Here is a 23,407-nt window from a genome sequence, read left to right on the forward strand (position 1 = left end):
GGCGGGCCGGCCTGCCGGCCCGGGGGCGTCCGTGGAGTGAATTCCCACTGAATGGAAGGGATTGCCGCCGGGAGCCGCGGGAAACGGCCCCCAGCCTTAACGAGCCGCCCCTAGTCCTCAAGGGCCGCGCCGAGCCGTGCCGGGCCGGTCCGGGCCGCGCCGGGAGAAACCGGGCCCGCGGTGGGAAATCCCACCAGGTGGCAATCCGGGGGAGGGGAGCGGCGGGTCAGCCGGTGCCGGACTCCATGGCCGCAACCAGGCCGGCCGGGCGCATGTCGGTCCAGACGCGTTCGATCACGTCCAGGCACTCCTGCCGCGACCCCTCGCCGCCCACCCGCTCCCAGCCGCCCGGGACGTCCAGGTGCGCGGGCCACAGCGAGTACTGCGCCTCGGCGTTCACCAGCACCAGGAAGCGCCCGGATTCGTCGTCGAAAGGATTGCTCATGGTCCCCACCCCACATCTCATTGATCGTACTGTCGAATGATCGATCGATTGCTCGTTCGGTATTGCCGCCGAGCGGCCCGCCCGTCCCCCCGGACGCACCATGGCGATGCTCCCGATATTCCCCGCGTTCCCCCGATTCGACCGTTCGCGCGTCCCGCGCCCGAGGGTCGCGGGGCGGCGGACGCGTGCGCCGGCCATCCGCCTGGCGCACGACTTCCCCCGTAATACATAACTATTCCTATCACGTTGTCGGGTTCATCGCGGCCGCGTGCGGCGATTCCTCCGTGATCTCCGTGTAATCATTCACATGAGCGAATCAGAAAGAGACCCAGTCATATGCCGAATCGCGCGCCAGTACGCATCACTGTCCGATCGGTAGGAATTCGTACCGATTCGCCCCGGCCCGTTCCGTCCGCCCGCCGACACCCCGCCGCGACTCCCCGAGCGCCCCTCGCCACCGGCGTGCTCCCGTACGCCTGCCGTACGCCCCACCCCGCACCGGCCTACCATCAACGGATGACCGAGTTCCGCATCGTCCGGGCCACCGCACTCACCCCCGAAGCCGCCTGGCGGCGCGTCACCGACTGGCCCCGGCACGGACGCGCGATGCCGCTCACCACCGTCCGCGCCGACGGCGCCACCGTGACCGCCCGCACCGCCCTCGGCCGGTTCGGCTTCGACGACGTGATGGACCTCGCCCACTGGCAGCCGCCCCACGGCGACACCCCCGGAAGCTGCCGGCTCGTCAAACGCGGCCCGCTGATCACCGGCTGGGCCGAGGTCGAGGTCCGCCGCCACCGCGACGGCTCCCTCGTCCGCTGGCGCGAGGACCTCCGCCTCGCCCCCCTGCCCACCCTCCTCGACCGCCCCACCGCCTGGTGCGCCCGCCCGCTCTTCCGCCACGCCCTGCGCGCCCTGCTGCGCTGACCGCCCGCGCTGCCCGCTCCGGCCGCGCGGGTGCGCCGGAGGCGCGCTGTCCGGACCTCCGGCGCGCGCCCGTCCGCGCCTCACTCGCGCCTCATTCGCCGGAGGGCGGTTCCTTCGCGTCCGCGTCCGTGGCCCCGTCCGCGCCCCCGCCCGCGTCCGCGACCGCCGTGCGGACGCGGCCGAGCAGTGCGCGCAGCTGTCCGCGCTCGGTGTCGCTCAGCGTGCCGGTGGCGGCGGCGAGCGCGGCCCGGTCGAGTTCCTCGGCCTCCCGGTGGCGCCGGACGCCCTCCGGGGTGAGGGCCAGCAGGAACGCCCGCCGGTCGGTGGGGTGCCGGACGCGTTCGACCAGGCCGTCCCGCTCCAGGCTGTCGACGATCGTGGTGGTGGTCCGGGCGGCGTTGCCCACGTGCTCGGCGAGGTCGCGCATCCGCAGCGGCTCCCCGGCCAGGGCGAGCACCCGCAGCGTCCGCAGGCGGGCCACCGAGGCGCCGTGCTCCCGCAGTCGGCCGTCCACGAAGACGCGCAACCGGTGCGTGGTGTCGAAGAGTTCGTCGATCAGGACGTCGCTGCTGCCGAACCGCTGCCGCGCCGTCGATTCCTCTGTCATGCCGTGCCTTCCCCGTCCTCCGCCGACTCGCGGACTTCCTGAGCACAATCATAGTGAGTATGCTCAGCTTCTATGAGCACCCGCCTGGGCCAGCGCCGTGTCGTGCCCATCATGGCTGTCCTGACCACCTTCATCTGCATCGTCGACGGGGCGATCACCACCGTCGCCCTCCCCAGCATCGCCCGGCAGTTCGCCCTCGCCCCGGCCGCGCTGACCGGCGTCGTCGTCATCTACCCGGTCTGCCTCGGCATGATGATCCCGGCCTCCGCCTGGCTGCTGGAGCGCCACGGCGGCCGCCGCACCCTGCTCCTCTCGCTCTCCGCCTTCACCGCCGCGAGCGGCCTGTGCGGCGCCGCCCCGACGCTCTCCCTGCTCATCGCCGCCCGCGCGCTCCAGGGCCTGGCCGCCGGCCTGCTCATGCCCGCCTCGCAGGCCCTGCTGTTCCGCACCTTCTCCCAGGCCGAACAGGTCCGGCTCTCCCGGCTGATGGTGATCCCGCAGCAGATCGCCCCGGCGATCGCCCCGCTGCTCGGCGGCCTGCTGGTCACCGGCCTGTCCTGGCGCTGGGTGTTCTACGTCAACGTCCCCCTCGGCGCCGCCGCCGTCCTGTTCGGCGCCCTCTTCCTCACCGAACACCGCGACCACGCCCCCGGCCGCCCCGACCTCCCCGGCCTGCTCCTGTCCGCCGCCGCCACCGCCACCCTGATGTACGGCCTGTGCGCCGGCCCCGACCTCGGCTGGCACCAACCCGCCGTCCTGGCCGCCCTCACCGCCGGCGCCGCCCTGCTCACCGCCGCCGTCCGCCACCAACTGCGCACCCCCCACCCCGCCCTGCGGCTGCGCCTGTTCCGCGACCGGCTCTTCCGCGACACCAACCTGGTCAGCCTGATCGGCTACGTCCCGATGCTCGGCGCGATGTTCCTCGGCCCCCTCCTCGTCCAGAACGCCTACGGCGGCACCGCCCTGGACAGCGGCACCACCACCTTCACCGAGGCGTTCGGCGTCCTGCTCACCATGCAACTGGTCGGCGCCCTCTACCACCGCACCGGCCCCGGCCCGATCATCGGCACCGGCCTGCTCGCCGTCGCCGCCGTCATGCTGCTCTTCGCCACCACCGACGCGAACACCGGCCCGTGGACCCTGCGCGGCTACATGTTCCTGCTCGGCCTCGCCATGGGCGCCGTCTTCATCCCCACCACCATCGCCTCCTTCAGCACCATCGCCCCCGCCGACGTCGCCCACGCCGCCACCCTCAACACCGTCGTCCGCCAGACCGGCGCCGCGCTCGCCCCCGCCGCCGTCACCACCGCCCTCGTCCTCGCCACCACCGGCCCCGAACGCGCCCACCCGCCACTGGCCGCCTACCACCTCGCCTACCAGGTGCTGGCCGTCCTCGCCCTGGCCGCCGCCGCCCTCGCCTTCACCCTGCCCCGCACCACCGCCCGCGCCACCCCGCCGACCCCCGCCCCCGCCCCTGCCCCCGCCGATCGCCACCGGCAGGAAATCGGCTGACCGGCCCCGCCCGGCCCGCGGCCCGCCCCGAGTAGAGTGCCCGGACCGCCGACCGGGCCGGACCGGCGACGGCCCGCCCCCGACCGGGAAGAGGACCCCCGTGCCCGACCGCCCCCGCATCCTGTACGTCACCGACCTCGCCTACCCGGCCCGCGGCCGCCGCTACTGCGACGAGGACATCCTGCTCACCGCCCGCCTGCGCGAGGAGTTCGACCTCGCCCTGTGCCACCCCGGGGACGCCGCCGCGCTGCTCGACGGCTTCGACGCCGTCATGGTCCGCAACAGCGGCCCGGTCCTGCACTACCGCGAGCAGTACGACGCGTTCCGCCGCCGCGCCACCGAACTCGGCACCCGCGTCTACAACCCGCTCACCGGCCGCGGCGACATGGCCGGCAAGGACTACCTGCCCGCCCTCACCGCCGCCGGCCTCCCCGTCATACCGACCGTCGACCGCCCCGCCGACCTCCCCCTCCTCCCGCCCGCCGAACGCTACGTCGCCAAGCCCAGGAACGGCGCGGACTCGATCGGCCTGACCGTCCTCGCCCCCGCCGACCTGCCCGCCCTGGACTGGCACGGCCTGCTCGTCCAACCCCTGGTCGACTTCCGCTACGAGGTCTCCTTCTACTACGTCGACCACACCTTCCAGTACGCCCTGCACGCCCCCGACCCCGCCCGCCGCTGGGAACTGACGCCCTACCACCCCACCCCGGCCGACCTGGACTTCGCCCGCCGCTTCATCGACTGGAACACCCTCGACCACGGCATCCAGCGCGTCGACGCCTGCCGCACCGCCCACGGCGACCTCCTGCTCGTCGAACTGGAGGACCTCAACCCCTACCTCTCACTGGACGCCGCCACCCCCGACCAACGCGAGTCCTTCATCGCCGCGACCAAGACCTCCCTGCACCACTTCCTCCGCACCACCTGACCCGCTCCGCCCTCCCACCCCAGCCCGCCCGTCGCTCCCCGCGTCCGCCCGCTCACCCACCGCGACCCGGGTCGCGGCACCCCAGCCGCCGATCTAGCTTGGTGAACGGGACCGAGGGGGGCCGACGGGGGGCGGTGGGAGGTCGAACGTGGCTCAGTCATCCGAATCGACGAGGAAGCGGGACCCGTCCGGGGCGTCCCCGGGCGCCGGCGGGGCGCACGAACACCGGTGGTGGATCCTCGCGGTGATCGGCATCGCCCAGCTGATGGTGGTGCTGGACGCGACGATCGTGAACATCGCGCTGCCCTCCGCCCAGCAGGACCTGGGCTTCTCCGACGGCAACCGGCAGTGGATCGTCACCGCCTACGCGCTCGCCTTCGGCAGTCTGCTCCTGCTCGGCGGCCGGATCGCCGACCTGGTGGGCCGCAAGACCGTCTTCGTCATCGGCCTGATCGGATTCGCCGGCGCGTCCGCCATCGGCGGTGCCGCGACCAGCTTCGAGATGCTGGTGATCGCCCGCGCCCTGCAGGGCGCCTTCGGTGCCCTGCTGGCACCCGCCGCGCTGTCCCTGCTCACCACCACCTTCACGGACCCGCGCGAACGCGCGAAGGCGTTCGGCATCTACGGCGCCATCGCCGGCGCCGGCGGCGCGGTCGGCCTGCTGCTCGGCGGCGTCCTCACCGAGTACCTGGACTGGCGCTGGTGCCTGTACGTGAACCTGATCTTCGCCGTGGTCGCCATCATCGGCGGCGTCCGGCTGCTGCACGGCGGCCGCCCCGCCCAGCGGCCCAGGCTCGACGTACCGGGCGCCGTGCTCGCCTGCACCGGCCTGTTCTGCATCGTCTACGGCTTCAGCAACGCCGAGACCCACGCCTGGAGCGAGTTCCAGACCTGGGGCTTCCTCGTCGCCGGTGCGCTCCTGCTGATCGCCTTCGCGTGGTGGCAGACCAGGGCCGAGCACCCGCTGCTGCCGCTGCGGGTGGTCCTCGACCGGGACCGCGGCGCGTCCTTCATCGCGATGTTCCTGTCCGGCGCCGGCATGTTCGGCGTCTTCCTGTTCCTGACGTACTACCTGCAGCAGATCCTCGGCTACACCCCCGTCACCACGGGCGTCGCCTTCATGCCGCTGGTCGCCTGCATGGTGGTCGCCTCGGTGGTCGCCACCAACTCGCTGCTGCCGAGGTTCGGCGGCAAGGTCCTCGTCCCGATCGGCATGGCCCTGGCCTGCGCGTCGATGCTCTGGCTCACCCGCCTCGACACCGACAGCAACTACGCCGCGCACGTCCTCGGCCCGCTGATGATCGCGGGCCTCGGCATGGGCTTCATCTTCGCCTGCGCGATGAACCTCGCCACCGCCGGCATCGCGCCGCAGGACGCCGGCGTCGGCTCCGCCATGGTCAACACCAGCCAGCAGGTCGGCGGTTCGATCGGCACCGCCCTGCTGAACACCCTCGCCACCACCGCCGCGACCAACTACCTGGTCGGCAAGCAGCCCAGCCCGCAGGTCCAGGCCCAGGCCGCGATCGAGAGCTACTCCACCGCGTACTGGTGGTCCGCGGCCTTCTTCGCCCTCGGCCTCGTCATCACCGCCCTCCTCTACCGCGCGGGCCCGCCGACCCCGCACGACAGCGACGCCCCCGCCGCCGCCCACATGTAACCCCCTCACCCCACCCCACCCCACCGAGGGCCGGGCCGGAGCCCCCTCCGCCCGGCCCTCCGCCACGCCCTCCCTTCCTCCCCCCTCCCTTCCCCTCCCTTCCCCCTCCCGACTCCCCTTCCCGAGCGGGTGAACATCGGGTGACGCGCCGGCCCGGGGCCCCGGTGGTGCGAGACAGTACGGGCAGCAAGCGGGCCGCGTGCCCGCCCACCGAAAGGACCCCGCATGCCCATCGCCCACTACGGCGTGCTCGCCGCCAGGCCCGTCGACCGCCGCCGCGAGGGCGCCTCCGACACCCCGCACTACCAGATCCACCTCCAGGACAGCGCCGGCACGCACTTCCGGGCCGCGGTCAACGTCCAGTCCCAGCAGGCCCCGTCCGACCTCCGCTACCTGGTCGACGAGGACTTCACCCACCCGGTCACGGCCCTGCTGCCCGCCGCCCCCGTCGGCTGGACCCCGCTGCCCTCCGCGCCCGACACCGCCGCCCTCGACTTCGTCCGCGGCAAGCTCCTCGACCGCGCCGCGCTCCACACCCTTCCCCCGGACCGCCCGGGCGCGGACAACGACCTCGCCGACCTGCTCGACCGCCAGGTCCTGCGGGCCATCGACGACCCGGACGCCGTCGTGTACGTCTTCGGCCAGCGCTGGCCCACCGAACCCACCGTCCCGGACAAGGTGTTCGGCTTCAAGCCCGGCAACGGCGTCCACGACGTCCACATGAACCAGGGCAACAGCAAGCGCTTCAGCAAGGACGACGGCGTCTGGCAGGACGGCGCCCTCCTCATCCACTTCCCCGGCCGGTCGCGCTGGACGGCGGTCTTCCTGGCCTTCCAGTCCCAGTCCTGGCAGACCGACGACCACACCGGCCATACTCTCCCCGCCCACCTCCCCAAGCCCCGCCCCACCCACCAGCCCCACCGCCCCACCCACGCCTGACCCGTCTCCGCCGCTCCTCCGCTCCGCCGCTCCTCCGCTCCAGGGCGCAGGAGCGGCGGGTGGAGTCCGTCGCCGAGCGGGTTCACGCCGAGGACGTCAGCACTTCTCCGTCCGCGCCTGCCGGATCAGCGGCTCGGCCTCGGTCAGCGTGGAGGTGACCTGCCAGATCTCGGCCGCCCGGTGCAGGGTGTCGGCGAACTCCTGGTAGTCGTGGTCCTGTTGGGCCGCGTCGGCGGCGCGGTTGGTCGCCGTGTTCAGGTACTGCTCGGCGGTCTGGTAGTAGGGGTCGGTCAGACTCGACGGCCGGGGGAGGGCGAGTTGGTCGGCCAGCTGCTGCAGCGAGGCACAGGCGGACTTGGTGGACTCGCGCGCCGCCATCGTGGCCTTGGAGGGCGTCGATTCGCAGGCCGCGAGGGAGAGCGTGGAGGCCAACAGCAGTGGCAGGGACAGTGACAGACGAAGTATCAGCTGACGTCGACTGGTCATGCGGCCGATCCTAGTGAGTACGACGACCCGACCGCCCGGAAACCCGGCGGTCCCGCGGCCACCGCCCTCCTCGCCCGCTCCGGTCATCAGCGGAGGGCGCTGCCTCCGCCGGTTCTTCCGGGTGCGGCTGTCGGTGCGGCTGTCGGGGGTTCAGGCGGCTGTGGCGGCGCGCAGTCGGTGGGCGGAGCGGGCGAGGAGGAGGGTGGCGAGGAGGGTCGGGGTGAGGCCGACGGCGAGGGCGAGCAGGACGCCGTTCGGGTCGAGGGTGCCGGTGAGGGCGATGGCGGCGGCCGCGAGGGGGGTGAGGGGGAGGGCGCAGAGCAGGAGCAGCGTGGCCCGCTTCTTCTCCCGCCTGGTCCACTGCGGGGATTTCGTGATCCGTACGGCCGCGGTGGCGGCGCTGGCCAGGGCGAGGAGCGGCCCGACGCCGGGGACGAGGAGCAGGGGGGCGGCGAGGGCGGCCAGGGCCAGGGTGGTGGCCGTGCGGGGGCGCTCTCCGGTTCGGGACGGGTGCGGCCGTCTTCGGCGAGGGCGGCGTCGGCGATCTCCCGGGGAGTGCCGAGCTGTCCGAGGACGTACCGCACGGCGTCGTCGTCGGGCGCGCCGCCGGTGTCGCCGTTCTCGGCGAGCGCGACCTCGACGTGCTCGCGCAGGTCGGCGAGGAGTTCGCGTCGGCGTTCGGGCGCCAGCGGCGCGGTGTGGCGCTCGACGGCGGTGAGGTGGGCGCGGACCAGGGGGTGTTCGGCGGGGGTGTTCACGGGTTCTCTCCGGTGGTCAGGACGCGGTCGACGGTTTCGCGGAAGGCGGGCCACAGCGCGGTGAACTCCTCCAACGCGCGGTGTCCGGTGTCGGTGAGGGTGTAGTAGCGACGCGAGGGCCCGCTCGCCGAGTCACGCAGGAAGGTCTCGGCGAGCCCGGTGCGCCGCAGCCGCGACAGCAGGGGGTAGATCGTGCCCTGGCTGGTCGCCAGCGCGGGGAAGCGCCCGAGCTCGTTCAGCAGCTCGACGCCGTAGCGGGGCCCTTCGCGCAGCAGCGCGAGCACGCAGTACTCCAGCACCCCTTTGCGCAGTTGCGTGGCCACCGGCCCGTCGGCGTCACCGCCCTCGTTGCTTGCCATACCAGGTACCATGCAATGCAAGATAGCGGATCGGCGGCCACTCCGCGAGCACCCCCGCAAGCACGCCCCGCGAGCCGCCCCGCCCCCTGTCCCGGCTTCCCGCTCCTCGGGGCCGCCGGGGTCATCCCCGCGCGGGTGCGGGCGTGGGGCGGGAGTGGTGGCGGTGCTGGAACTCGCCCGCTGTGGGGCCGAGTTGCTGTTCCGCGTTTTGACTGGGTGGGGGAGAAGGACAGCGTGACCATTGCCTCGGACGAGTTGTTCGGCGGTTGGAGGAAGACCTTCACCGCCCCGGCGCTGCGCGGTTGTCGTCGACCGCCTGACCTTCGAAGGCGCCGTCATCGAGCCCGCCGTCGGCGCCGCGCAGCACCCCCCGCTCACCGGCGCGGCCCCGCTCGACGGCCTCCCCGACGCGGCGTTCGCCCCGACGTGCTGTCAGCACGGCCTGCAGTTCTTCCCCGACCGCCCGACCGCCCGACCGCCGTCACCGAGTGGTACCGCGTCACCGCCCCCGGCGGCACCGTCGCCGTCGCCACGTCGGTGTGCACGCGGGCCCGACTGCGAACGCGTCGGTCTGCCCTTGTCGCTCGCGGTCTGCGGTGCCGACGTCCATGACGGCCAGGCCCTGATCCCGCTCGTCGAAGCGATCCCACCGATCCGCTCACGCCGCGGACCCAGGCGTCGCAGGCCCGGCAAGCTGCATGCCGACAAGGCCTACGACGACCGCTTCATCCGCTCCTGCCTGCGAGGACGACAGATCCCGGTCCGCACCGCCCGCTGGGGCATCGACTCCTCCCAGCGTCTCGGCCGCCACCGCTGGGTGATCGAGCGCACCGTCGCGTGGCTTGGCGGATGCCGTCGACTCCACCGCCGCTACGAACGCAAGGGCACCCACTTCGCCGCGTTCGCCACCATCGCCGCCGCCCTCATCTGCCACCACAGACTCACCAAATGAGATGTCCTCTTAAGGTGTGGGAGTCCTCCACCCGCAAGCCGCTCAAGGACGTCAAGGTGGCCAACGCCGGGACCAAGACCGCGCTCAACACCGCGAACGGGAGGATCTACACCGTCCAGCCCGGCGAGCGGACCCTCACCAGCGTGCTGATCGAGATCGACCCGGCCAGCGGGAAGACGCGCACCTGGGATACCGCGGACAAGTACTTCGACGGCGTCGCCGCCCACCCCGTCACCGGGCGGTTCTACGTCGCCGGATCCCTCTACAACAGCTCCGGTTTCGCGCTGACGGCCTTCGACCCGGCCGCCGGCAAGAGCCTGGGCAAGGCCGAGATCCCCGGCGACGTCGCGCACGGCGTCGCCGTCGACTTCGTGGCCAAGGAGGTCTTCGTCGCCTCCTCGGACAAGATCGGCTACAAGCCCCGGACCGTCATCTTCAGCGACCGGCCCTGACACCCCGGGACCACGACCGCCGCGGGCCGGGGCACCGCCCCGCCCCGCGCCCACTCCAGCGCGGTGTCCAGGCCCTCGGGGTCGACGTCGTCCGGGCCGTCCTCGCCGTCACCGAAGCCGCCGTCGTCCTCGCGCAGGCCGGCCAGCTCGTAGGCGATCGTGGCGTAGGCGTCCAGGTCTCTCGGGTGCAGCACCCGGTCGCCGATCGCCACCGCCCCCTCCGAACTCGCCGTCACGGCCTTCGGGTCCTGGCACACGGTCATCCCGGTCATCACCATGCGGGTCAGTCTTCCGAGCCCCGGCACGCCGGATCCCAGGAACGGGCGGATCTCGGCGAACTCCTGCGCGCGAGCGCCCTTCTGAGCTCCCACGAGCCCACAGGCGTATCCAGGCCCCGGGACGGTCGTGGGACCTTTCTGCCTGCCACAGCGACCCGGCGAACCGCCCTACTCGGCCCTCTACGCCCTCTTCCGCCACTCCCAGGCGGTCAACCGGGACAGAGGCTTCACCATCGCCACCATCGCCACCGTCGGCCCGGAGACAGGCGCCCGGACCGGCTCGATCCGAGGCGAGGAGTTCGCCCACCAGATCCTGGAGACACTCGACCTGTGCGGCGTGCGGGACGGCACCTGCCCCCGGGACGCCTGCGTCCGGCGCCACCAGCTCGGCCGCGAACCGGTCGGTACGCGACACCGTCAGCCTCGCCGCGGCCCCCGCCAGCTCCTGCTCCTCCTCGACGTCGAGCGCGAGCACCAAGTCCCGCCGCTCCCGGTCGGGCCCGGCGAAGCCCGACCGCTGCGCCCGCACCCACCGGCCCAGCGGCTCGCCCTCGAAGACGGTCTCCACCCAGAGGCCGGCCCAGCCGACAGGGCCGTCGGACTCCAGCCACCACTGCCGGGCGGTCGCACGGGCGCCCAGGCCCTCGGGTCGGTCGGCCGGTGCGGTCACCACCACGGCTCGATCTCCTCCGGCGCCAACCGCTGTTCGAGGGCCGGCGCCCCCGACCCGCCCCCGGGGACCTTGTCCCCGGAGGTCTCGGCTGCGGTCCGCAGCCCGGTTTCGGTGTCCGGCCGTGGAGGGGCCCGGTGGTGTGATGTTCGGGTGCGGTGCCGGCGGGATGCGGCTTCGTGCCAGCGGTTGCCTGGGGGCTGAGCCTCAGGTGGGGATGCGCGGCAGGGCTGGAACGCTGACGTCGGCCCGTGCCTCCACCGGCATGTGGCCGCATCGGCCGGGGACTTCCTGTCCGCGCCTCACCCGTGTGCTCCGTCGGTCAGGCGGCGGTGATTTCGAGGGTCACGGTGGAGTAGACGCCCTGGACGCTTCCGAGGCCCGCGTTGCACAGCAGAATGTCACTGGCGGCGCCGACGTTGGTCTGGAGGTAGGTGTCGCCGGCGAACAGTCCGGAGGTGACGGTGCCGCTGAGTACCACGACGAAGGTGACGCCTTCGATGCTGGACTGGATGTTGGCGCTGACGGTCGAGGTCTGACCGGTGTTCCAGGTGATGGGGAACGTGACGGAGGTGGGGACGAGCAGGGTCAGGCAGCTGATGTCGCCGCCCGGCGGGACGGTGCCCGAGGTGCTTCCCGAGGTGACGCCGGGGTGGCCGGGCGAGACGCACGGGCCGTACTGGGTGTTGGTCTGCAGCACGTGGGGTGAGGGGGTGTTCGTCAGTGCCGGGCTGTAGGAGACGACGTTGCTGCTGGGTGCGGTGCACGTCAGGTCGAGGGGCTGCGGGGCGGCGCCGGCGGGCGTGGCGCCCGCGGTGACGACGGTCAGCAGCGCGGCGGCGGCAAGGGGGCAGGCGGTCCTCAGCATGGCAGTCCCTCTCGGTAGTCGCATGGTCGCCCTCTGTCGCAGGAAATGCTCGTGCGGCAGCCTCGCCTTGTCAACGCCCCGCCGCCGACGGCATCTCCCGTGAGCGCCGGTGCCTCACCACCGGCCCGCCGGCGCCGGCAGGCCGCACCGAGTCGGCCCAGGCGATCTCGGCAGTGCGGGCGCGCGCTCACACCGGCGATCGCCTGGGCCGACCCGGGCCACACCCTGGGCGCGGCTGCCTGGGACCGCCGACACCTCACCCACCCCGCGGGCAGGGCCCGGGATGGGGCATCGCCGGGCCGCATCGGCAGGAAGCCGTCCGACGGTCCGGCGGGAGCAGCGGCCCGTCCCCGCGCGGCTTGCCGGAGGGGGACACGCAGGGTCCGGGCGTGGGCGGGGCCCCGCCGTCACATTCTTGACAGCTCATCAGATTTGACATGCCGGTGCTTGCGGGCCGTGCCCGGTGGGGGAGGGCGTCCGCGAGAATCGATCGACTCCGGACGACCATGCCGATCCCGCCGGGACCGGTGCGACCTGGGGCCTTCGTGCACCACGGGCCTCAGCGGCCGGCCCCGGGCGGACCTGCCGGCGCCCAGGGCCGCCACGGCCCCAGCTTCGCAACCCGACTCGACCCGTCTGGGCGCGACGACACCCCGAACCCCACTCCCGCTCGAGGACCCGCGCATCGCGCGCTGCGCCGGCGCCAAGGCCGCATTCGCGTTTTGGCTCCAAGACATGCTCGCGCCCTCACCCGCTCCCTCCGCCGCGGCCCTGTCCGCTGCCCCGGAACCGGTGCAGCGCCATCACCCGAGAAAGAAGGAACCACCGTGAAGCATCTGCGCACCCTCGCGACGGCCGTCTCCGCGACCCTGCTCGGCCTCGCCGTGCCGCTGCTCGCCCCCGCCGCGGCCCAGGCCTCACAGACGGCCGGAGTCGACATCACCTGCCTCGGCTCGACGCACGTCACCTACGACCCGCCCATCACCAACACCGAGCAGGACACCACCGCCCACATCACCAACAACTTCAGCTGCACGTCGCTGCTCACCGCGGTGAGCAGCGGCTCCCTGAACCGCACCGTCGTGCAGACCCTGAGCTGTCTCCTCGCGGTGACCCCTCCGACCAACACGGCGACGGAGACGTACAGCTGGAACACCGGTCAGAGCAGCACCGCCACCTACGTCAGCAGCACCGCGGTGCGCGCGGCCGACGGCACGACCACGGTCACCGCCGTGGGCGCGATCACCTCCGGCCTCGGCCTGGGCAGCACGGTCACCAAGGCCGTCGTCATTCCCCAGCTGAGCCCGACCGCCTGCGCCACGACCGGTCTCTCCGAAGTCAACGGAACCGCCAGCCTGGTCATCCTCCCCGTCTGACCGGCCGTTGCCCCATCGACCTTGGTGATCGTGAGTTCGAATCCGCCGACTCGGTCAGGTGATCTTCTGATCGGCGGGGCATGAAGACGGGGCCTCCCGCGCAGCTCGTGGACGTCGAATCCAGCCGAGCGACAGGAGGCCCCTGGCGCCGCACTCTTCCGTCTCCGTGACATGGCCGTCCAACTCCGCACCCCTGTCGTGTGATTGCCTCGCTCACCGGTTCAGGAACGCCGGCTGCTCCTCCCGCTCCTCCGGCACGTCCTGGGGGCCGGCCGCCCTGGTCCGGGTGGTGGGCGAACGGGGGCGGGCCGGGGCCCGGGTCGGCGGTGCCCCCTCCGACCCGGCCCGGGCCATCCGGGTCACGGCCGACCGGTGCCCGCGTCAGCTCCGCGCGGCCGGCTGGTGCCTGCATCCCCTTGGTCACACCATGTCACCCCGCGGGGTGACAGCGCGCCGATTCGACCGTTCGCGGGACTCGGCCCCGGAAAATGGACCATACAGCCGGGGGAGACGATTTCCCCGGTCTCCTTCGAAGAGGGGTGCGGACATGCGGAACGAAGCCGTCCAGCGCGTCGCGCTGGTTTTCAAGCTGCTCGACGCCAACGGGAACGGAGTGCTCGACGCGGGGGATTTCGAGCTGAAGACGGAGCGGGTGCTGGCCGAGGCCCCGGACTCGACGCCGGAGGCCCGCAGGGCGTTCACCGACAGCATGCGCCGCTGGTGGGAGGTGATCGCGGGAGTGCTGGACGAGAACGGCAACGGCGTGGTCAGCCCGCAGGAGTTCGAGGCGTCCGTGCTGAGCCCCGAACTGTTCGGCCGGGCCGCCGACGAGTTCGCCGACGCCCTCTCCGTGCTCGGTGACCCGGACGGCGACAACCTGATCGGGCGCCCCCGCTTCCTCGCCCTGATGACGGCCTGGGGCTTCGAGGCGCCGAACATCAACTCGGTCTTCGACGCGTTCGGCACCGACGCCCAGGACCGGATCACGGTGGCCTCCTGGGCCGACGGCATCCGGGACTACTTCGCCCCCGGCCTGGCCGGCATCCCCGGCGACCACCTGGTCGTCATCCCGGCCTGAGCCGCTGGCCGCGTCCCCGCTCGGACATCCTCCGGGCGCACGAGCGGTCACCGCGACCCTGACGACGGACCCCGTGTGATGTTCTGGCGCGGTGCCAGCTGGATGCGGCTTCGCGCCAGCGGTTGCTTGGGAGCTGAGTCGCAGGTGGGGACGTGCGGCAGGGCTGGAACGCTGACGTTGGCCCGCACCTCCACTGACATGTGGCCGCATCGCTCGGTGACTTCCCGTCCGCGCCTCACAGGTTGATGTCGCATGTTGGCGAGAATGTCGCACCTGTGCTGATTCAGGTTCTGCAAAACGGAGGCCGGCCGGGGCAACGGCTCGATGCGCTGTCCTCGATCGTGCCTGGCAGGGTCCGGCGCCTGCGGCGGGCCCTTTTTCTTCTGCGTCCGGCTGGAGCCGGCCACCGAGGCGGCGGGGCCCGTCTGGCCGAGTACGCCGAGCAGGCCCGTCTCCGTCTCCAGGCCCGCAACGCGAGGGCCGGCCGCACTGGACAACGAAGGAGGGGCGCACGGCAATGCCGCACGCCCCCTCCCCGTGGCCGTCGGTCCCCGGCGGGAGGGTCCGGCAGCCCGTGTCCGAACAGGCAGGAACGCCGTGTCCGAACGGGCGGGGGTTCCCGGAAAGCGCGCATGTTTCACACCAGATCCACAGAACCGAGGCGGGAGCACCTACTTTTGAAGCCTGCTTCAGGTCATGGGGAACCGCCTCGTGGCCCGGTGCCGAGAGGTTTGGAATCCATGCGCACAACAGTTATCCCGGCCGGTCGCGGGCGGTGGCGAAAATCCGCCACCGCCCTTCTCGCGGTCGCCGCGGTGGCGGCAGGGGGAATTGTGACCGTCACTCCCGCTGTAGCGGTCCCGCAAGACCCGAACCTTTCCCCCGCCATTGTCTCCATGGGCGACAGCTACATCTCCGGCGAGGGAGGGCGATGGAGAGGAAACGGCGACGGCGAGGCCAGGGATTCCACCGACAATGGGATCGGCATCTACCGGGGGCCGAATTACCTGGGAATCGAAGAGAACACGTCGTACCTGGACGGTGGCAACAAGTGCGACCGGTCGAACGTGGCCGAGATCATGATGGCGGACCTGCCGGGCGAGGTGGGGGTGAAGAAGTTCAACCTCGCCTGCTCGGGGGCCAAGACCGACCAGTTCCACGACGGCTGGGCCGAGAAAAGCCAGGTTTCGCAGCTGGATCAGCTCGACTACGTCGCCCGGACCAACCGGGTCAAGATGGTGGTCGTCTCGGTCGGCGGGAATGATGTCGGCTTCTCGGACATCATCAAGGCCTGCGTCAAGGCGTACACGCTCCCCTTCCAGGGGACTTGCAATGAGGAGCAGGACAAGAATTTCGATTCGGCCAACCTGTACCTCCGGACCAAGGTCTCCACGGTTCTCAGGTCGATCAAGACCAAGATGAGGGACGCCGGGTATCAGCCCTGGGACTACAGCCTGGTCCTTCAGTCGTATCCTCGCCCCCTTCCCGCGAAAATCGATGACTTCACGCCGGACAACCGGGGCAACAGGGGCTGCCCTTTCAAGGACGCCGATGCCACCTGGGCCGCCACCACGATGATGGAAAAACTCACCAATCGTCTCAAGGAGGCGGCGGACGACGTCGGCGGGGTCAGGTTCCTGGACCTGACCGATGCTTTCGCAGGGCATGAGCTGTGCAGCAAGTTCGCCGACCTGGCGACCACGTCGGGAGGAGTGGCCAGCAACCGTGCCGAGTGGATCCGCTGGCTCCCCGACCGCCTCATCGAAGTCGGCCCCCTGGGTGCGCAGCAGGAGGCGATCCACCCCAACGCGTACGGGCAGCAGGCCTTGGGCGCGTGTCTCACCGCGCTGGCCGCTTATCTGGAGCAGGGCTTCAGAACGGGGGCCTGGCGATTCAAGTGCACGAATCCGGGTGCACGGCCGGCCACCGAGATGGGATTGTCCGAGGATGAGGACGCGAGGTACTCGCTCGGTGTCGCGGTCGATCCGCCGGTCGCGAGTGGTGGCAGTGCCGCGCTGAGCACGCGTGGACCATGGCCGGTGGAGGGGCGGCGGTTCCTCACCTCGCCGGGGACGCTCATCCCCGTGGGCGACCTCCCGGCGACCCACGCGGAGCCCGCAGCGCCGGAGCCCGGGCGGACCTTTGCCGCGGCCCAGAGCTGGACGCCCGTCAGGGACACGGTCGGGGGCTGGCAGTTGAGGGCGCCGAACGGCGCCGCCCTGGTCGCGGATCCGGGTTCCGGGACGGTCCACCTGCGTGACGTGGGGCCCGTCGAGAGCGATCCGTACGCGGCGAGCTGGCAGTTCCACAGCGACAGCCAGGGGCATTTCTGGATCACCCACCTGCGCGAGCCCAGAGCTGTGGACATCCATCCGGCGAACATGCGGCGTTGGTGCCTGACCGCCTCGGAGGAGGACGAGAACTCGCGCCTGCGGCTCGTTCCCTGCTCCGGGCTCGGCGAACAGCAGTGGAAGGTGGAGAACACCGCTTCCTGCACGAGCCTCCAGTCGCTCGGCGCCTGCGATGCGGCGCCGGTCGCGGACGCGGACCCGGTGTCGGTCCTGATGGCGACGGGCTTCCTCGAGAAGACCATGGACAAGAACATCGTCAACGACCTCGGGGTGCCGCAGAGCTACACGGGGGGCCACTTCGGCCCGGGCCCGGAGTTCGGGCCCAACGGATTCCAGGCCTCCTTCACCTACGACAACGCGGTGATCATCGCCTCCATACTGCAGGGACGCTTCCGCGACGTCGGACGGGCCGTCAGGCTCGGCGACAGCCTGCTGTACGCCCAGGACCACGACCCGGTCGACGACGGCCGGATCCGCGCGTCCTACCTGACCGACCCGTTCGTCACCACCCTCGGCCGCGACTACCCCGCCGGCACCCCCTACATCGGCAGCTGGTCGGTCTACACCGGCAACATGGCCTGGGCAGGCATGGCCTTCGCCCGCCTGTACTCGGTCACCGGCGAACAGAAGTACCTCAACGGCGCGCTCCGGGCCGCCGACTGGATCCAGGACAACGCCGCCGACACCCGCGGGCTCGGCGGCTATACCGGCGGCTACTCCGACTCCTCCGGCAACGGCACGGCCATGGTCCGCAAGGACTGGAAGGCGACCGAGCACAACATCGACGTCGGCGCGTTCTTCGCCATGCTGGCGAAACTGACCGGTGATCAGACCTGGGCCCAGCGCTCCGAGAACGCCTTCGCGTTTGTGCGCGGCATGCAGGCCGACGACGGCCGGCTGTGGACCGGCACCGGCAACGACGGCGTCACCCAGAACCGCGACAGCGTCCCCGAGGACATCCAGACCTGGAGCTACCTGGCCACCCTTGACCCCCGCTACTCCCGCTCCATCGACTGGGCCGCCACCAACCTCGCCGCCACCGACAACCCGGTCGGCGGAACCCTCTACGGCGTCAGCTTCGCCAAGTCCGACACCAGCAAGGTCTGGCTGGAAGGAACCGCCCACCTGCTCGCCGCCTACCACGCCCGCCGCGCACCGGGCGACGACGCGAAGGCGGCCGTCCTCCAGAAGACCCTGCAGGACGCCCAAGGCGGCGCTGTCCCCAACGCCGACGGCAACGGCATCGTCGCCGCCTCCAGCGACGGCCTCACCACCGGTGAGGGCGACATCTACTACGCCTCCCTGCACACCGGCGCCACCGCCTGGTACATCCTCGCCGGCCAAGGCGGAAACCCCTTCCGCCTCTGACCGAACCCTCCGGCGGCGGCCTCCCCCTTCAGGTGGGAGGCCGCCGCCAGACCGACGCCGAGAAGTCCCGCCAGACGGCCGCTCGCGACGTTTGTGAAATTCGGTGATGCCGGTTGCGATGACGGATCGAGTGGGTGCATGGGCGCGGGTTTCGGGGCCAGGGCCGCGGTGGTCGTCTTGTTGGGTGTGGTGGTGTTGGCGGTCGTCGTCACTTGGTTGCTGCCGTGCGTGCGGCGTCTGCGCGTGGCCCGCTGGGTCCTGGTGGCCGTGAGTGTGCTGCTCGGTGTGGTGGTGCTGGCCGTCGGTGTGAGTAGGCCCTCGCACTGAGCGGCGACCGGCACCGCTGTGGGCGGTGCCGGGAAGAGCGCTCCGGCGCGGGGGCGTGTGTGGCGGGGCGGCCGGTGATCGCGCTCATGCCGGTGCGGTGGGATATCGGGTGGTGGCTTCCATGCTCCGTACGCCCGGCGGTGGGTGGAGTGCCGGGTGCCGACAGCGCGGTGGGCCTCCTTCTGGCGGCCTGCCCGTGGTGCCGGTGCCTTTCGATACGTGTTGCGTCGCGACCGCCACCGCCCACCGCTGCCGCCACCGCCACCGCCACCGCCACCGCTACCGCTACCGCTGCCACCGCTGGTTGTTGCTGCTCGCGGGTGTTGTCGTCCGGCCCTCCCCGGGGTCTTGGGCCGGGCCGACGTCGCCGCTTCCATCGGCTCGGTCGGCGACGCGCTGGACAACGCCCTGATGGAATCAACGATCGGCCTGTACAAGACAGAGCTGATCAAACCCCAGCGGCCTTGGCGCACGCTCTCCGAAGTCGAACCCGCCACCGCCGAGTGGGCGGACTGGTACAACCATCGCCGACTCCACGGTGAGATAGGCCACGTTCCACCGGCCGAATACGAAGCCAGCTACTACCTGACCGCCACAAAACACCTGGTCACAGTCACAACGTAGAGTCTCAAGCCGAGCCGGTGCGCTTGACTGATCACAGCCCCGTCCAGCTCCTGGCCGGATGTACTTGACGGGGGCGGGAAGGGCGTTGGCTACTCATCCCGTTGCTGCAATTGTCTGGCGAATGTGTGCCCGTCCTTGGCGAAGGTGTCCACAAGGGCCAGGTAGTGAGGGCGGGTGGCCGAGCTGACATGGGGGCGCAGGGCTTCGAGCCATTCCGGCATCAGGTAGCCCGGTGAGGTGCCCGTGTCGTCAACGGGTGTGGTGAGTTCCCGTGCCCAGCGCAGGCCGGGGTCGAGTTGGAAGCCGAGCGGCTGCGACCTCAACAGGCCAACCAGGGCGTCCGTGCACCGCTGCACGCCGCGGGCCTCCTGGAGCCATGCCTCGATGTGATCGCGTAGGGGCTGCACCGGGAGCCAGTTCGCGCGGGCCTGCTGGATGACGGCGTCCAGGTGCCGGTCGGAGCCGTGGGGTGTGGGTGCGGGCAGGAGGGCCCGCAGCAGGTCCTCGCGGCCCTGGCGTGCCCGGTAGCCGGCGCGGCCGACGACTGGGGGGAGAGTGAGGGCGCTCTCCATGACGTGCGGCCACAGCACCGCGAGCGGGGCGGCGAGTTCCGGCTCGTAGGTGGCCGCCATCTTCAGGGCATCCAGGAGAAGTGCCAGTACGGCCGGCGAGCCGACCAACTGGTCGATGATCCCGGCCGCGACGGCGGGCTCGTGGCGGCCGGCGTGCAGCACGGCCGCGGCGAGCGGTGCGGTCATGTCGGAGCGCAGGTTGTGGAACCGGCCGTCCTCGACGCAGACTGCCCGAGCGTAGGCGTTCAACACGGTCGGCCGAAGCGCCCGGGCCACAGGCGCGGCGCAGTGCTCGCCGGCGGCGGCGTCCAGCACCGCGGCCACGCTCGGGAACAGCAGGTCCAGTGGGATCCGGTGGTCCTCCATGGCCTCGAGGTCGGCTGCCAGTGTGCCGGCCTGGCCCAAGGCCGTGCGCGGCGGCGCACCACCGTGGCCTTCCTCCTCTTCGTCGAACTCATCGAGCGCCTCGGGATACCAGTCCGGGACGTTCAGCGGGTTGGCGGGAGTCAGCCGGATCCCGCCGAGGACTGCCTCCCATGCGAGGGCGTGATGGCACACCGGCCCGGCCGTAGCACAGGGCTGGCGCCACAGCACGGCCAGTCCGTCACAGGCGTAGCGCCGTACCTCGTGCACCGGATGGCATGCCGCCGCGCGTACCGCCTCCGCCGCGGCCTCCCGCAGTGCCGGGCCGACCCGGTGTGCGGCCCAGGGCAGCAGCAATCGGGGCAGGACCAGCGCTGCCATCCGGCTCCCCTCCCAGGGGTAGGTGGCATCGGCCGCGCCGGCCGGCACGCGGTCCGTGATGGCGCAGGCCAGCAGCCCGATCGCCCACTCCAGATCGTCCGCCTCCAGTTCGCGGCCCGTGTCGGCGGCCATCACCGCCCCGGCGGCCACCGCGTAGAGGCCACCGGCAGCGTGGACACCGACCTCATCAGAGCGAGAACCCTCCTCCAAGTCCTGGGCGGCATCCCGGGCAACGCGCAGGTCGGCGGCCAGTTGGGCCAGATCCGCCGGCACCGCGGCCGCAGCGCGCCGCCACAGGTCCGTCATCGCCTGATACGCCGTGGTCATCCCCAGCAGACGGCTCTGGAAGCCGCTCGCGGCCCGCATCCGTTGGATCCGCTCGGCGATGTCGGGGGAGGGCAGGACCTCGACCACCACCTCCCGCCCTTCTCGGCGGATGCTGTAGCGGTCGAAGTCCAGATGGTCGGCCCAGTTTCCCACCGCTGGGTCCACGGCATCCTGCTCCCCGCCGGCTTCGCGCAGGCGCCGCGACACCCCCCGCAGTCGCTCCAGGACCCCTTGGTCGTCCTGGCGCGCGGCCTCGACGACCAAGTGCATCGCCACACGGCCCGGCTGCGCCCGCAGGTAGAGGTCACCGGGCAGGTCGGTGGGGGAGCCGGAGCCGAACATGCCCCGGTACATGGCGCGCCGGTTCTCGAACGACCACACCAGCGGCTGGGCGAGGAAGTCGTCCAACTCGTCGGTGACGCGGTCCAGATGGCGTACGAGGAAGCCGTAGGCCAATCCCGCGCCGGCGGCCGTGCCGACATGCCGCAGCGGGAGCTGCGCCACGTGCCGCAGTTCCATCCCGGCCTCGAGCATGTGATGCATCATCAGGTCCAGGGCCATCAGGGAACTCGTGCACGGCTGGGGGCCGTTGAGGGTCCCCTGGTACCAGCCCCACGCCCCCGCGCCGCCGGCGTACACGCGGACACCGGTGTCCAGCAGGTCCGCCTCCAACACCGGGCCGCCGGGGGAGCTGGCACCCTCGGGCCCGCCCGGGACCCGCTCGGACACCCCGTCCCAGTACTCTGTGACCGGCCCGTACACGCAGTCGTGGGCCAGCGCCGACACCAGGGCCAGCCCGTGTGGGGCCGAGGCCTGCAGCAGCGCCATGAACGGCCCCCGGTACCAGGCGGCCTGACCGCGTGTGCGCAGCCCCTCGTACTCGTGCCGTCCCCGGAACGCCTCCTGGCGGCGGAGGTCCTTCCCCGCGTCGTGCGGGTCCGTGCAGTAGTACGCCGCCGCGAGCCGCAGCAGCAGGTCCGGATCACGGGCCGCCAGAGCGCGTGCGGGATCGAAGCGGTCCACCACCGGAGCCAGTTCGCCCCGGTCGGCCAAGGCCACCGCCCGCAGCGCCCGCGCCACGTGTTCGTCCAGGTCGGCGCCGAGCAGCCCCAAGGCCTCCAACCGCGCCTGGCCCCTGCTTCCACGGCCCCCGCCGCTCAGCAGACGCTCGCGCACCAGAACCCGCGCGGCACGGTAGGGCGACACGTCGGATCCCGCCGTCTCCAACCGCGCGACCCCCCGCAGCCAGCCGAGCACCACCTCCTCGCCCCGGGACGGCTCATGGTCGGCACCGGAGGCGAACAGGGCAGTGTTCGCAGCCAGCCACGCCACGACCGGCGCTGCGACCACCACATCGCACGCCCCCTCGCCGGCGAACCGCAGCTGCACGCATGACAGCAGACTGTCCAGCAATAGCGGGTCGCCGCCCAGCGAAGCGGACAGCGCTTCCAGCGCCTGCTCGCACCAACCCGCCGCCAGCACCGCCTCCCACGGCACCTCCGCCCACCGCGGCCCGTGGACTCCGGCCAGCGCCGCGAACCTGGCCGACACCTCCTCCCAGCACGCAAGGAAGGCACCGGTCGCGCTGCCGCGCTGCCGCAGCCTCACCTGGCACACGATCCGCGCCGCCCGCACCGCCCACCGGTGCCCCGACGCCTCCAGCAGCGGCAGGCCGTCCTCCAGCAGGAGCCGCCGGGCCACGGCGTAGTCCCGCAGCACGTCATGCGCGAACTGCTGCTCCTCGCCCCCCAGCGCCGACCCCTCGCCCACCGGCGCCAGGATCCCCGCCGAACGCAGCGACGCCAGCGTCCGGCCGGTGGGAAGGCGGCCCCGGCGTGCCGTCAGCCGCCCTTCCGCCAACGACACCAGCGCGTCGGCCCGGTCATCCCCCGACCCCTCGTCATCGGCACCAGGGCGCCCGCCCTGCAGGATCAGTGCCTGCCACACCACGGAGTAGACGTCGGCCTCGCTGGACAGCACCTCGGGCAGACGGGCGCCGGTGCGTGTGGCGCGCAGCAGCAGGTCGACGGTGGTCAGCCGGCCCAGCAACCAGCGCGACCTGGCGTCGCGGGCGATCCGGGCGAGTTCGGGGGCGGCGGCCAGCACCTGGGCACTCTCGCCCTCGTCCAACGAGCGGAGAGTGAACTCCCGAACCGGGCGCCCTGCCAGCTCCAGAATCTGCCGCAGGGTGTCCACCGCATCGTCGCGGCTGACCAGGACGAGAGTCGCGCCCAGGCCCCAGGCCGCTTCGGCGGCCTCGGCCACCAGGTCCTCCAAGCCCTGCTGCGCCGCCTCCGCGCCGTCCAGGAGCACGGCACGGCCCGGTGGCCTCTGCTCCCCGCCATCGGCGTGCCCGTCCGCGCCGATCCCTGCGGCCAGCGCCCTCTCCAGCAGGTCCTCCAGCCCGTCCCGGTGGCCGGCCAGGGCGGGCAAGGGCGCGGCGAGCACGGTGAACTGGCGCCGCCTCAGCTCCTCGGCCACACCCAGTGCCAGGGCCGACTTCCCGGTGCCCGGCTCCCCGCGCACCAGGACGACCGCCTGTGCTCCCGCATCGGTGACACAGCCCGAAAGGTCGCGCACGGCCGCGCCGCGGTCGATCCGCAACTCCTCACCGCCGCCGGTGCGGATGAAGCCGGGCGTGAGCCTGCGCAGCCTGCGCTCCCACTGGGCGAACAGGACCGGGGCATCCACAGTGGCGCCGTAGTGGATGACGTCGCCGTGCTGGGAGGCGTAGACGCTCCCGTGGGCGGAGGCGGTGTTGACCTGCACCCCATCCTGCTGTGATTCCTGACGGGGGAGTGC

At 72.1% G+C, this 23,407-nt stretch carries 18 protein-coding genes and 2 pseudogenes; 12 read left to right on the forward strand and 8 right to left on the reverse strand.

Going from position 1 to position 23,407, the window contains the following annotated elements; genetic code table 11:
• Nucleotides 1–226 precede the first annotated feature (226 nt).
• Complete coding sequence (locus KSE_RS37300) at nt 227–445, reverse strand: MbtH family protein (protein WP_014140587.1); 219 nt, start codon at nt 443–445, stop codon at nt 227–229.
• A 516-nt stretch (nt 446–961) separates the two neighbouring features.
• Here KSE_RS37300 and KSE_RS37305 point away from each other — a divergent pair.
• Nucleotides 962–1,372: a hypothetical protein gene (locus tag KSE_RS37305; protein WP_014140588.1), complete on the forward strand. Its 411-nt coding sequence runs from the start codon at nt 962–964 to the stop codon at nt 1,370–1,372.
• Nucleotides 1,373–1,463: 91 nt separating this feature from the next.
• On the opposite strand, the gene KSE_RS37310 is transcribed toward KSE_RS37305, so the two are convergent.
• Complete coding sequence (locus KSE_RS37310; RefSeq protein WP_014140589.1) at nt 1,464–1,979, reverse strand: MarR family winged helix-turn-helix transcriptional regulator; 516 nt, start codon at nt 1,977–1,979, stop codon at nt 1,464–1,466.
• 111 nt (nt 1,980–2,090) lie between these two features.
• Here KSE_RS37310 and KSE_RS37315 point away from each other — a divergent pair, with 111 nt between their 5' ends.
• The 4 genes from KSE_RS37315 to KSE_RS37330 all read left to right on the forward strand — a co-directional run bounded on the left by KSE_RS37315 (nt 2,091) and on the right by KSE_RS37330 (nt 7,015).
• Nucleotides 2,091–3,491, forward strand: a complete 1,401-nt coding sequence (locus tag KSE_RS37315; protein ID WP_106438132.1) for a DHA2 family efflux MFS transporter permease subunit — start codon at nt 2,091–2,093, stop codon at nt 3,489–3,491.
• A gap of 100 nt (nt 3,492–3,591) precedes the next feature.
• The gene (locus KSE_RS37320) at nt 3,592–4,419 is read left to right on the forward strand and encodes an ATP-grasp domain-containing protein (protein WP_014140591.1); all 828 of its coding nucleotides are present in this window, start codon (nt 3,592–3,594) and stop codon (nt 4,417–4,419) included.
• A 148-nt stretch (nt 4,420–4,567) separates the two neighbouring features.
• Nucleotides 4,568–6,076: an MFS transporter gene (locus KSE_RS37325; protein WP_014140592.1), complete on the forward strand. Its 1,509-nt coding sequence runs from the start codon at nt 4,568–4,570 to the stop codon at nt 6,074–6,076.
• A gap of 225 nt (nt 6,077–6,301) precedes the next feature.
• On the forward strand, nt 6,302–7,015 hold the full coding sequence (locus KSE_RS37330) for a DUF2278 family protein (RefSeq protein ID WP_014140593.1): 714 nt from the start codon (nt 6,302–6,304) through the stop codon (nt 7,013–7,015).
• A gap of 96 nt (nt 7,016–7,111) precedes the next feature.
• On the opposite strand, the gene KSE_RS37335 is transcribed toward KSE_RS37330, so the two are convergent.
• From KSE_RS37335 to KSE_RS37340, 3 genes are all read right to left on the reverse strand, one after another.
• Nucleotides 7,112–7,501, reverse strand: coding sequence for a hypothetical protein (locus KSE_RS37335; RefSeq protein WP_148283222.1), 390 nt, complete (start codon nt 7,499–7,501; stop codon nt 7,112–7,114).
• A gap of 86 nt (nt 7,502–7,587) precedes the next feature.
• Nucleotides 7,588–8,313 carry an HAAS signaling domain-containing protein gene (locus KSE_RS46440; protein WP_407927464.1) on the reverse strand — a complete coding sequence of 242 codons (726 nt, stop codon included), beginning with the start codon at nt 8,311–8,313 and terminating at the stop codon, nt 7,588–7,590.
• A complete protein-coding gene (locus tag KSE_RS37340) occupies nt 8,256–8,618 on the reverse strand; it encodes a PadR family transcriptional regulator (protein ID WP_014140595.1) in 363 nt (120 codons plus the stop codon). The genes KSE_RS46440 and KSE_RS37340 overlap by 58 nt, the downstream gene beginning before the upstream one ends.
• 559 nt (nt 8,619–9,177) lie before the next feature.
• On the opposite strand from KSE_RS37340, the pseudogene KSE_RS37345 reads away from it, so the two are divergent.
• Together KSE_RS37345 and KSE_RS37350 are read left to right on the forward strand one after the other, a co-directional pair.
• Nucleotides 9,178–9,570: pseudogene (locus tag KSE_RS37345) on the forward strand (transposase); the annotation flags it as partial.
• Nucleotides 9,567–10,022 carry a YncE family protein gene (locus tag KSE_RS37350; RefSeq protein WP_148283223.1) on the forward strand — a complete coding sequence of 152 codons (456 nt, stop codon included), beginning with the start codon at nt 9,567–9,569 and terminating at the stop codon, nt 10,020–10,022. The pseudogene KSE_RS37345 and the gene KSE_RS37350, both read left to right, overlap by 4 nt.
• Here the strand turns inward: KSE_RS37350 and KSE_RS37355 are convergent.
• On the reverse strand, nt 9,983–10,300 hold the full coding sequence (locus KSE_RS37355; RefSeq protein ID WP_033260213.1) for a hypothetical protein: 318 nt from the start codon (nt 10,298–10,300) through the stop codon (nt 9,983–9,985). The two genes, KSE_RS37350 and KSE_RS37355, sit on opposite strands and share 40 nt — an antisense overlap.
• Nucleotides 10,301–11,292: 992 nt before the next feature.
• The gene (locus KSE_RS37365; RefSeq protein ID WP_033260211.1) at nt 11,293–11,838 is read right to left on the reverse strand and encodes a hypothetical protein; all 546 of its coding nucleotides are present in this window, start codon (nt 11,836–11,838) and stop codon (nt 11,293–11,295) included.
• 827 nt (nt 11,839–12,665) lie between these two features.
• On the opposite strand from KSE_RS37365, the gene KSE_RS39185 reads away from it, so the two are divergent.
• The 5 genes and pseudogenes from KSE_RS39185 to KSE_RS43200 all read left to right on the forward strand — a co-directional run.
• Complete coding sequence (locus tag KSE_RS39185; protein WP_014140601.1) at nt 12,666–13,214, forward strand: hypothetical protein; 549 nt, start codon at nt 12,666–12,668, stop codon at nt 13,212–13,214.
• A 547-nt stretch (nt 13,215–13,761) separates the two neighbouring features.
• Nucleotides 13,762–14,292, forward strand: a complete 531-nt coding sequence (locus KSE_RS37375) for an EF-hand domain-containing protein (RefSeq protein WP_014140602.1) — start codon at nt 13,762–13,764, stop codon at nt 14,290–14,292.
• Nucleotides 14,293–15,188: 896 nt separating this feature from the next.
• Nucleotides 15,189–18,011: an SGNH/GDSL hydrolase family protein gene (locus KSE_RS39190; protein WP_158413067.1), complete on the forward strand. Its 2,823-nt coding sequence runs from the start codon at nt 15,189–15,191 to the stop codon at nt 18,009–18,011.
• A gap of 138 nt (nt 18,012–18,149) precedes the next feature.
• Nucleotides 18,150–18,338: a hypothetical protein gene (locus KSE_RS37385; protein ID WP_014140604.1), complete on the forward strand. Its 189-nt coding sequence runs from the start codon at nt 18,150–18,152 to the stop codon at nt 18,336–18,338.
• Nucleotides 18,339–18,671: 333 nt separating this feature from the next.
• Nucleotides 18,672–18,962 (forward strand): annotated as a pseudogene (locus tag KSE_RS43200) (integrase core domain-containing protein); the annotation flags it as partial.
• 89 nt (nt 18,963–19,051) lie between these two features.
• On the opposite strand, the gene KSE_RS37395 reads toward KSE_RS43200, so the two are convergent.
• Nucleotides 19,052–23,374: an ATP-binding protein gene (locus KSE_RS37395; RefSeq protein ID WP_033260210.1), complete on the reverse strand. Its 4,323-nt coding sequence runs from the start codon at nt 23,372–23,374 to the stop codon at nt 19,052–19,054.
• Nucleotides 23,375–23,407: the final 33 nt, after the last annotated feature.

Origin of the sequence: Kitasatospora setae KM-6054 (assembly GCF_000269985.1) — a bacterium.
Taxonomy (GTDB): Bacteria; Actinomycetota; Actinomycetes; order Streptomycetales; family Streptomycetaceae; genus Kitasatospora; species Kitasatospora setae.

Bases quoted from the DNA above. Each gene is read 5' to 3' on its own strand.
- KSE_RS37300 (WP_014140587.1), bottom strand. From the start codon at position 445: ATGAGCAATCCTTTCGACGACGAATCCGGGCGCTTCCTGGTGCTGGTG.
- KSE_RS37305 (WP_014140588.1), top strand. From the start codon at position 962: ATGACCGAGTTCCGCATCGTCCGGGCCACCGCACTCACCCCCGAAGCC.
- KSE_RS37310 (WP_014140589.1), bottom strand. From the start codon at position 1,979: ATGACAGAGGAATCGACGGCGCGGCAGCGGTTCGGCAGCAGCGACGTC.
- KSE_RS37315 (WP_106438132.1), top strand. From the start codon at position 2,091: ATGGCTGTCCTGACCACCTTCATCTGCATCGTCGACGGGGCGATCACC.
- KSE_RS37330 (WP_014140593.1), top strand. From the start codon at position 6,302: ATGCCCATCGCCCACTACGGCGTGCTCGCCGCCAGGCCCGTCGACCGC.
- KSE_RS37335 (WP_148283222.1), bottom strand. From the start codon at position 7,501: ATGACCAGTCGACGTCAGCTGATACTTCGTCTGTCACTGTCCCTGCCA.
- KSE_RS37340 (WP_014140595.1), bottom strand. From the start codon at position 8,618: ATGGCAAGCAACGAGGGCGGTGACGCCGACGGGCCGGTGGCCACGCAA.
- KSE_RS37350 (WP_148283223.1), top strand. From the start codon at position 9,567: ATGAGATGTCCTCTTAAGGTGTGGGAGTCCTCCACCCGCAAGCCGCTC.
- KSE_RS37355 (WP_033260213.1), bottom strand. From the start codon at position 10,300: ATGGTGATGACCGGGATGACCGTGTGCCAGGACCCGAAGGCCGTGACG.
- KSE_RS37365 (WP_033260211.1), bottom strand. From the start codon at position 11,838: ATGCTGAGGACCGCCTGCCCCCTTGCCGCCGCCGCGCTGCTGACCGTC.
- KSE_RS37375 (WP_014140602.1), top strand. From the start codon at position 13,762: ATGCGGAACGAAGCCGTCCAGCGCGTCGCGCTGGTTTTCAAGCTGCTC.
- KSE_RS39190 (WP_158413067.1), top strand. From the start codon at position 15,189: ATGGGCGACAGCTACATCTCCGGCGAGGGAGGGCGATGGAGAGGAAAC.
- KSE_RS37385 (WP_014140604.1), top strand. From the start codon at position 18,150: ATGGGCGCGGGTTTCGGGGCCAGGGCCGCGGTGGTCGTCTTGTTGGGT.